Origin of the sequence: Desulfovibrio sp. DV, from assembly GCF_001936595.1 — a bacterium.
GTDB lineage: Bacteria > Desulfobacterota > Desulfovibrionia > Desulfovibrionales > Desulfovibrionaceae > Solidesulfovibrio.
Window position 1 is genome coordinate 1 of record NZ_MLBG01000148.1, and the last position, 9,827, is coordinate 9,827.

At 61.4% G+C, this 9,827-nt stretch carries 8 protein-coding genes; all 8 read left to right on the plus strand.

What is annotated here, in order from left to right; genetic code table 11:
* Nucleotides 1–87 precede the first annotated feature (87 nt).
* The 8 genes from DVDV_RS20490 to DVDV_RS20520 all read left to right on the plus strand — a co-directional run bounded on the left by DVDV_RS20490 (nucleotide 88) and on the right by DVDV_RS20520 (nucleotide 9,636).
* Nucleotides 88–810, plus strand: coding sequence for an ABC transporter permease (locus DVDV_RS20490; RefSeq protein WP_254845473.1), 723 nt, complete (start codon nucleotides 88–90; stop codon nucleotides 808–810).
* Entirely contained in the window at nucleotides 807–1,565 is a 759-nt protein-coding gene (locus DVDV_RS20495; protein WP_254845472.1) for an ABC transporter permease, read from the plus strand. Before DVDV_RS20490 ends, DVDV_RS20495 begins: the two co-directional genes overlap by 4 nt.
* Before the next feature lie 51 nt (nucleotides 1,566–1,616).
* Nucleotides 1,617–2,276, plus strand: coding sequence for an AAA family ATPase (locus tag DVDV_RS23030; protein ID WP_217694153.1), 660 nt, complete (start codon nucleotides 1,617–1,619; stop codon nucleotides 2,274–2,276).
* Nucleotides 2,204–3,085 carry an AAA family ATPase gene (locus DVDV_RS23035; RefSeq protein WP_254845474.1) on the plus strand — a complete coding sequence of 294 codons (882 nt, stop codon included), beginning with the start codon at nucleotides 2,204–2,206 and terminating at the stop codon, nucleotides 3,083–3,085. The genes DVDV_RS23030 and DVDV_RS23035 overlap by 73 nt, the downstream gene beginning before the upstream one ends.
* A gap of 30 nt (nucleotides 3,086–3,115) precedes the next feature.
* Nucleotides 3,116–4,066: an ABC transporter substrate-binding protein gene (locus DVDV_RS20505; RefSeq protein WP_075356435.1), complete on the plus strand. Its 951-nt coding sequence runs from the start codon at nucleotides 3,116–3,118 to the stop codon at nucleotides 4,064–4,066.
* A gap of 472 nt (nucleotides 4,067–4,538) precedes the next feature.
* On the plus strand, nucleotides 4,539–5,669 hold the full coding sequence (locus DVDV_RS20510; protein WP_075356436.1) for a glutamate synthase: 1,131 nt from the start codon (nucleotides 4,539–4,541) through the stop codon (nucleotides 5,667–5,669).
* On the plus strand, nucleotides 5,633–7,267 hold the full coding sequence (locus DVDV_RS20515; RefSeq protein ID WP_075356437.1) for a glutamate synthase-related protein: 1,635 nt from the start codon (nucleotides 5,633–5,635) through the stop codon (nucleotides 7,265–7,267). Before DVDV_RS20510 ends, DVDV_RS20515 begins: the two co-directional genes overlap by 37 nt.
* A 38-nt stretch (nucleotides 7,268–7,305) precedes the next feature.
* Entirely contained in the window at nucleotides 7,306–9,636 is a 2,331-nt protein-coding gene (locus DVDV_RS20520; RefSeq protein WP_075356438.1) for an FAD-dependent oxidoreductase, read from the plus strand.
* Nucleotides 9,637–9,827: the final 191 nt, after the last annotated feature.

Here is a 9,827-nt window from a genome sequence, read left to right on the forward strand (position 1 = left end):
GCTACTACGCCCGGTAATCCATCCCTCCCCGTCGAGGGGGTCCGGGGGGGATCATCCCCCCCGGCCGCCGGAGGCATCTTCCTCATCATCCTCCTCCTTCTTCTCTGGGAATCCCTCTCGCGCCTTGCCATCCTCCCGCCGGACGCCGTGCCGCCGGTTTCGGCGGTGCTGTTGGAGCTTGGCCGGTTGCTCGGGTCCGGGGAGCTTGTGGGGCAGGTTGGGCTGACGGCCGGCCGGGCTGTGGCCGGCTTTGCCGTGGGCGGGTGTTGCGGCGTGGTGCTGGGGTTTGCCTGCGGCGTTTTTCCGGGCTTTGGCCGGGCCATGCGGATGACGGTGGAATTTTTGCGCCCCATGCCGTCGGTGGCCCTTATTCCCATCGGCATTTTGTTTCTGGGTCTGGGCTTTGGCTTATGCGTGGCTGTGGCCGGATTTGCCTGCTCCTGGCCGGCCTATGTGGCGGCGCTGGCCGGGGCGGACGCGGCCGGGGCGGAGCTGCGCGACACGGCCCGGGTGTATGGGCTTGGACGATGGGAACGGATTGTCTTTGTCCGGGCTCCGGCGGCCTTGCCCCAGGTGATGGCCGGGCTGCGCACGGGGCTGGCCGTGGCCGTGGCCGTGGCTGTGACCACCGAGATGGCGGCCGCGCCGGACGGGCTTGGCTCGTTTATCCTGGAATCGTCCCTGGCCGGGCGGCCGGAGCGGCTGTATGCCGGGATCGTCGCGGTCGGGCTGTTGGGAGCCGGGCTCAATGCCGCCTTTGTGGCCGGGCGGCGGCTGGTGTTGGCCTGGACGCCGGCGGGGGGCCGATGATGCGACGCCTGTCCGGACTGCTTGTTTTTTGCGCCCTGGCCGCAGCCTGGGAGGCCTTGTCCCGGTCGGGGTTGGTTTCCAGGCTCTATTTCCCGCCGGTTTCGACCATTGCCGCGACATTCTGGGACCTGACCGTTTCGGGCCTGCTGCCGGGGCAGGCCCTGGCCACGGTGCTGCGGGCCGTGGCCGGGCTGTTCCTTGCCCTGGCCGTCATGGGGCCGCTCGGGCTGGCCATGGGCGTCTCGCGCCGGCTCTCTGCCCTTTTAACGCCCACGGTCGAGCTCCTGCGTCCGGTGCCGCCCCCGGCCATCATCCCGGCGGCCATGCTGCTTCTCGGCATCGGCACGGGCATGAAGCTGGCGGTGATCGTTTTCGCCTGCGCCTTTCCCATCCTGGTCGGGGCGGTGGACGGGGCGCGCGGCGTCGATCCGGGCTTTCGCCTGACCGCCGCCGCCTATGGCCTGACCCGGCGCGCCTTGCTCTTCGGGGTCATCCTGCCGGCGGCCGGACCGGGCGTGGCCGCCGGGTTCCGGTCGGCCCTGCCCATGGCGCTCATTGTGGCCGTGCTTTCGGAGATGGTCGGGGCATCGAGCGGCATCGGCCATTACATCCTGCGGATGCAGCGCACCTTTGCCATTCCCGAGATGTATGCCGGCGTGGCCATGCTGGGGCTTTGGGGGCTTTTGCTCAATGCCGGGGTGGAGCGGGCGCTTTCCCGGCTTTTGGGCTGGCAGCGCCCCACCAATTTCAGTTGACATCCTTTGCGTATTGCTGAATCTTTCATTTAATTCTATATGGAGAGAATAATGAATAGAAGTGAAATTCGAGAATCAACAAAAATACTGCTTTTAGACAAAGTTCGCAGACACGACTACGGCAAATATCTTTTCAAAGCGTCTATAGAAAAAATCCGTGGTTTTTCTGGCGAAGATATTACTTTTGATTTTCCTGTTTCGGCTCTTATAGGCCCAAACGGAAGCGGCAAATCATCAGTTCTTGGTGCTGCGGCCATCGCATATAAATCAATTCGACCAGGAATATTTTTCCCTAAATGTGCTATTGGCGATGAAAGCATGTCAGGCTGGTCCGTTGATTACGAGTTAATTGACAAAGAAAAAAGTCCCCGACAACTATTAAAAAAGAAAAGCAATTTTAGACAAGCTAAGTGGGTGCGCGGCGAACTGATTGACCGAGAAGTTCTCTTTTTTGGAATAGAGAGAACAGTGCCTGCAGGAGAAAAACCAAAATACAAGAGACTTACAAGATCAACATATCATCACACAGGAGTATTTTCTGATCTTAATAGCGACATCAGCGATCAAGTAAAACACATTTTGGGGAAATCAGTAAAAGAATTCCAAGTAACGAAAATCAGCAGCACGGACAATTTTTTATCGGGAAAAATGGAGAAAACCAATATTCTGAATTTCACTTCGGGGCGGGCGAATCGTCAATTATTCGAATGATTTCTGAAATTGAGATGGCTCAACCAAACAGTCTCATACTAATTGAAGAAATTGAAAATGGCCTTCATCCTGTAGCAACACAAAGAATGGTAGAGTACCTAATTGATGCTGCAAGAAGAAAATCTATCCAAGCAATATTCACTACACATAGCGATTACGCATTGTCCCCCTTACCAAACGAAGCGATATGGGCGTGCATAGACGGAAAACTTCGCCAAGGGAAATTAAGCATCGAAGCTTTGCGCGCAGTTTCGGGCAGAGTCGACAAGAAACTTGCGATTTTTGTCGAAGATGAATTTGCAAAATCCTGGGTAGATTCAATTTTAAGAGAAAAGCTTGGATCCAACTTTGAGCAGGTGGAAGTTCATGCAGTGGCGGGCGACGGGAGTGCCGTATCGATACACAAATATCATAATTCAAATCCTGCTATTTCATTTAGTAGCCTTTGCATTATAGACGGAGACTCTCGCCAAACTGAAGACCAAGACAACGGAATAATTAGGCTGCCAGGGGAGAACCCAGAGCTTAAAATATTTGACGATGTAATTGGGCACGCCGAAGACATGGCCATCCTCACTGTTTCGTGCCAACGAGACCCAGCATCACAGGACATCGTTACTAGATCAATCCACGAGGTAAGCTGCACAAACAGGGACCCGCACCTCATATTTAGCCAACTTGGAATACAGATTGGCTGGGTTCCTGAAACTATTGTAAGAGGTGCTTTTTTATCGTTGTGGATCAGACGAAACAATGATTTTTGCGATCTTGTTGCCACTAAAGTCCTTCTTCTGCTACAAAGGGAATAGATTCTGGGAAAACCTTTTACGGAGAGGCAAATGATTCGTCATTTATTCCAGCTATTGGGCGCATGCCTATTTCTCGTTCACGCCACCGCCGCCCTGGCCGCCGACCCGATCCCGATCAAAATCGGCTACATTCCGGTTGGCGACTGCCTGCAGTATTATGTGGCCGAGGAAATGGGCTACTTCGCGGCCGAAGGACTGGCCGCGACCGGACTGGCCATGAAGGGCGGGGCGGTCATCGCCCCGGCCGTGGAAGGCGGTGAACTGGCCATCGGCTGGTCCAACACCGTGTCCATCATCCTGGCCCACGCCAAGGGTTTTGATTTCGTTTTTCTGGCCCCCGGGGCCGAGGGCGTGGCCGGCAGCCACGATGTCCATGCCCTGCTGGTCGCGGCCGATTCCAAGATCGCTTCGGTGGCCGATCTGGCCGGCAAGACCGTGGCGGTCAACACCCTGGGCAACATCAACGAGGCGGCCATGCGCGCCCTGGCCGAAAAGGCCGGCATTGCCCCGGATTCCATCCGGCTGGTGGAAGTGCCCTTCCCGGACATGGCCGGCACGTTGGCCAAGGGTTCGGTCCAGGCGGCCCTGGTCCTGGAGCCGTTTGTCACCGACGCGGTATCGCGCGGCGCGGCCAGGGTGCTTGATCCCTCGCCCCATGCCGCTTTCGGCAGCCCCTATCTGATCGGCGGCTGGTTCGCCAAAAAGGCCTGGATCAAGGCCCATCCGGCCGAGGCCGCCGCCTTTTTGCGGGCCGTGGCCAAGGCCTCGGCCTTTATTGCCGCCACGCCCGACAAGGCTCGGGAGATTTTGCGGGAGCGCACCAAACTGGCCCCGGAACTGGCCGCCAAGATCGTGCTGCCGCGCTTTCCCGAGACCCTCGTCCCGGCCGCCCTGACCGGCATCATCGACGTGGCCGCCCGCTATGGCCTGCTGGCCAAGCCCTTCCCGGCCGCCGAGATCCTGGCCGCTCCGGGCGACTGATTCCTCCGGCGGACCTGCCCGGGCATGCAGGTCCGCCGGCCCGGCTTCTCCCGGCCGGGATGGCGATGCTTCGGCCCGCCAGCCCGGCCGCCGGCCTTTCACCGAAGATCATTCGGCACATACCGACCCCCAAAAAAACCTGTCCGGCGGCTTGACCACGCGGCCGCACGTCCTATTTGAGAAGTCGGGCACGGCCAAACGAACGATGCTTCCCGCCTCCAATCCCGCCCCGGCCGACGAAACATCGCCCAAACCGAACATCCGGCTGGCCCCGGCCTGCCGTCTCGGAGCCTCCTTGCCAAAACCGGCGAAAACGCCCCTGCCCGCAGCCGCGAACCGTCCTCGCTACCCCCTGTATTTGCTCATTTTTGCTGCCCTAAACCACCGAATATGATTTTGTGCTTTACGGTAGCCGATTTTGTAACTATGAAAAAACCCCCCTTAATGAGAATTCGATTATTCGGAGTAGACCATGTGCCGCTTATTCGCCCTCAGCAGCCGGGACCCAGTGTCCCCCATGCGCGCCATCGAGGCGCTTAACGTCATGAAGGAAGGGCACGACGGATCAGGTGTTGGCCTGTTCCTCTCCGACCTTGGCGGCCCCTTCGGTGAAATGAAGGACGCACCCATCCTCTCCGGTATTTTTACCGACGAAGGCTTAAACCGCGTCGACGCCTACATGGGCGAACGCGGCTTCGTCACGCGCTACACCCTGGAGCTTGACCCCAAGACCAAGGCCCCCCTTGGCACGCCCATCCGGGGCACCTATCTGGCCCGAGCCTACGAGGCGCCGGCCGACCTCAAGGCCAAACCGCAGGCCGAGCGCGAACTGGCCTACATGCTCATGCGCGTGGAACTGCGCGTCATGGGCGAGGCCTCCGAAGACATCCGCGTCTTCTCCTTCTGGCCCGACACCGTCATGGTCAAGGAAGTCGGCGACCCCATGGCCATTGGCGAATACCTGGGCCTTGCCCGCCCGGAACTCGACTGCCGCCGCATCCTGGCCCAGGGCCGGCAGAACACCAACTACGCCATCAATCTCTACGCCTGCCATCCATTTTTCCTGCAGGGCGTCTGCACCATGACCAACGGCGAGAACACGGCCTTTGTGCCCATCCGGGAATACCTGCTCTCGCGCGGCTTCCCCGGCTACATGGGCTATCAGTCCGACTCCGAAGTCTTCGCCCACATCATGCATTATACGTTAAACCGCCTGCAGTTTGGCATCGAATACTACAAGCACGTCATAACGCCCCTGTCCGATGCCGAGATGGAAGGACACGCCGACCGCGCGCTGTTGGCCCGCATCAAGCAGACCTGCCGCAAGCTCATCATCGACGGCCCCAACTGCGTCATCGGCTGCCTGCCCGACAAGACCATGTTCATGGTCCAGGACCGCAAGAAACTGCGACCCGGCGTTGTCGGCGGCAAGCCCGGCATCTTTGCCTTCTCTTCGGAAATCTGCGGACTCGACGCGGCCATCCCCGACCGCGACCAGTATGCCGATTTTCAACCCATGCACCTGGATACGGCCATCGTGCGCCCCGAATGCCAAGAGGTCACCATATGCAATCAGCTGCAGTCATTACCCCGTCCACACTAAGCGTCAACGACCTGCCCTGGCAGATCGAGTGGGACAAGAACACCTGCACCCTGTGCGGGCGCTGCACGTCGGTATGCCCGGTGAGCGCCATTGAACTTGGCGTGCATCGCAAGCGCACCGTCGAGGCCACCCCGGCTTTGGCCAAAAAGCCCACCAATTCCTATTCCATTTACCATGGCATCCGCCAGCGCACCGATCCGGCCTACCGCTGCATCGGCTGCGCCATGTGCAACATGGTCTGCCCCAATAACTCCATTGCCCCCAGGCTTCGCCCCGAGGCCACGACGCTCAAGTTCCACAACAACCGCGGCGGCGCGGCCCGCACCCGCGGTGGACGGCGAAACGACGGCGGCAGCCTGCTTGACCAGATCAAGTTCATCCGCATCTCCATGCTCACCGACCCGGCCCTGGACGCCGGCCGCCACGAGTTCGAGCTGCGCACCCTTCTCGGCCGCATCCAGCCGCCCGAGGAAGGCCTGGCCGCCCTGGCGGACAATGCCTGGGTGCCGGCCGTGCGGGAAATCTATCCGCTGATGATCGGCTCCATGTCCTTTGGCGCGCTCTCCCCCAACATGTGGGAAGGTCTCGTCATGGGCGTGACCTATCTCAACGAGGAGATGGGCATGCCGGTGCGCATGTGCACCGGCGAGGGCGGCTGTCCGCCGCGCCTGCTCCGCTCGCGCTTTCTCAAGTACATGATCCTGCAGGTTGCCTCGGGCTACTTCGGCTGGGATGAAATCATCAAAGCCCTGCCCGACATGAAGGAAGACCCCTGCGCCATCGAGATCAAGTACGGCCAGGGAGCCAAGCCCGGCGACGGCGGCCTGCTCATGTGGTACAAGGTCAACAAGCTCATCGCCGCCATTCGCGGCGTGCCGCAAGGCGTGTCCCTGCCAAGCCCGCCCACCCACCAGACCCAGTATTCCATTGAGGAATCCGTGGCCAAGATGATCCAGTCCATGTCCATGGCCTGGGGATTCCGCGTCCCGGTCTATCCCAAGATCTCCGGCACCACGACCTCGACGGCGGTGCTCAATAACCTCGTGCGCAACCCCTACGCTGCCGGTCTGGCCATCGACGGCGAGGACGGCGGCACCGGCGCGGCCTACAACGTCTCCATGAACCACATGGGCCATCCCATCGCCACCAACCTGCGCGACTGCTACGAAAACCTGGTCATCTCCGGCAAGCAGAACGAGATTCCGCTCATTGCCGGCGGCGGCATCGGCAAGAACGGCAATCTGGCTGCCAACGCCGCTGCACTGATCATGCTCGGGGCCAGCGCGGTGCAGTCCGGCAAATACATCATGCAGTCTGCGGCCGGATGCCTGGGCTCGGAACAGGACCGCTGCAACGTCTGCAACATCGGCGTGTGCCCCAAGGGCATCACCTCCCAGGACCCGCGCGTCTACCGCCGGCTTGATCCCGAGCAGGTGGCCGAGCGTCTGGTTGATGTCTTCCTGTCCTTCGACACGGAACTGCGCAAGATCGTCGCCCCGCTGGGTCGCTCCACCTCGCTCCCCATCGGCATGTCCGACGGTCTGGGCATCAGCGACTACCACGTGGCCGAGCGGCTCAAGATCAAATACGTGGTCTAACCCGGGCGTCATACCCCTACGCACCAAGGCAGCAAGACATGGCACACCAGACCGTCACCATACACGGCATTGAAAACGGCCACCGGGTCGAATCGCGCATCCTGGAAGAACACATCCAGCGGGCCGTCACCCAGGGCGCGCGGGATCTCACCGTCGAAGCCTACGGCCAGCACGGCCTTGGCGGCCGGCTGTGGGTTTCGCGCACCGAACCCGTCACCCTGCGCATCACCGGCTCGCCGGGCCAGCGCACCGGCTCCATGGGCTTTCCCGGCACCAAGATCCTCATCGAAGGCTCGGTTTCCGACGATATCGCCTGGCTCAACGCCGGGGCCGAAATCGTGGTGCGCGGCAACGCCGGCAACGGCGCCTGCAACGCTATGGCCCAGGGCAAGGTCATGATCGCCGGGAACATCGGTTCGCGCGGCATGACCATGACCAAGCAGAACCCGAAATACGCCGCCCCCGAGCTTTTCATCCTCGGCAGCGTGGGCGACTATTTCGCCGAGTTCATGGCCGGCGGCACGGCTGTTGTCTGCGGCCACAATCCGCAAAACCCGGACAACGTGCTCGGCTATCGCCCCTGCGTCGGCATGGTCGGCGGGCGCATCTTCTTCCGTGGGCCGCACAAGGGCTTCTCCCTGGCCGACGCCAAGCTCGTGCCCATCGACGACGCCGCCTATGCCTGGCTCACTGAAAACCTGACCAACTTCCTGGCCGCCATCGGCCAGCCGGAACTGTTTGACTCCCTGGCCGGACGCGACGACTGGCAGCTCATCGTCGCCCGCAGCCCGTACGAAAAAACCGGCAAAGTGCGCCGGGCCATGACCGATTTCCGCGTCAATATCTGGGACGCCGAACTCGGACGCGGCGGGCTTATCGGCGATCTCGACGATTCCGACCGAACCCCCATCGGCCTCATCGTCAGCGGCGAACTGCGCCGCTACGTGCCGGTCTGGGAAAACAAGAAATACATGTCCCCCTGTCAGGCCAGCTGCCCCACCGGCATCCCGGTGCAGGAGCGCTGGCAGCTCGTGCGCGACGGGCTCATGGACGAAGCCATGGACCTGGCCCTGGCCTACACGCCCTTCCCGGCCACCATCTGCGGCTACCTATGCCCCAATCTGTGCATGCAGGGCTGCACGCGCAATGTCGGCAACTTAAAGCCCCTTGATACGGCCATGCTCGGCAAGGCCAACGTCAAGGCCGGCAAGATGCCGACCCTGCCGCCGCTTTCCGGCAAACGCGTGGCCGTCATCGGCGGCGGTCCGGCCGGCATGTCGGTGGCCTGGCAACTGCGTCTGGCCGGCCACGAAGCCATCATCTACGATCCGGCCGAGAAGCTTGGCGGCAAGATCACCTCGTCCATTCCGTCCAGCCGCATCCCGGCCGACGTGCTGGACGCCGAAATCGCCCGCGCCCGGGAGATCCTGCCGCATATCCAGCTGCAAAAAACCCTTTCCGCTGACGAATTCGGCCAGATTATCACCGACTTCGACTACGTGGTGCTGGCTGTGGGGGCCAACAAGCCCCGCATCCTGCCCGTCCCCGGCAAGGAACTGGCCACCCCGGCGCTGACCTTTTTAAAGGCCGCCAAACAGGGCACGGCCAAGGTCGGCAAGCGCGTGGTCATCATCGGGGCCGGCAACGTCGGCTGCGACGTGGCCACCGAGGCCGCCCGCTTCGGGGCCGAGTCCATTACCCTCATTGACATCCAGAAGCCCGCTGCCTTTGGCAAGGAACGCCACGACGCCGAAGCAGTCGGCGCGGTCTTCAAGTACCCCTGCTTCACCAAGGAGATCACGCCCGAGGGTGTGCTGCTCCAGTCCGGCGAACTGGTCCCGGCCGACACGGTGCTGCTCTCTGTCGGCGACGTGCCGGACATCGAGTTCCTCGGCGACACCATTGCCACCGAGCGCGGCCACGTCAAAGTCAGCCCCATCTACCAGACCACCAATCCCAAGGTGTTCGCCATCGGCGACATCGTCAAACCCGGCTTACTGACCCAGGCCATCGGCATGGGCCGCGACGCTGCCCGGGCCATTGACGAAATCCTCACCGGCAAACGGCCGTGCGAGGACACCCGCAAGATGATCGACTACAAGCGGGCCAAGCTCGAATACTTCGACCCGCGCGTGATGGAGTTTAACGACCTCAGTTCCTGCGCCAGCCAGTGTTCGTCCTGCGGGGCGTGTCGCGACTGCGGCCTGTGCGAAACGATCTGCCCGGTGGGCGCGATTTCGCGGCAGCAGAAGGAAGGCAAGGAATTCGCCATGGTGTCGGACCCGGACAAGTGCATCGGCTGCGGCTTCTGCGGCAACGCCTGCCCCTGCGGCGTCTGGAGCATCGTGGAGAATACGCCGCTGGTGTAGTTGGGGACGAGTAGAAGACGAAGGAGCAAGATCAGGGCGCTGCCCCTGTGACCCCGCCGGGGGTGCCACCTAAAATAGCCCCCGGACCTTGAATAGAAAAAATGAAGCGGGCCGTCTCGGAAGAGGCGGCCCGCTTTTATCACATACGAACTCTGTGCACTCAACAGAGATACACCCTATATACACTCATA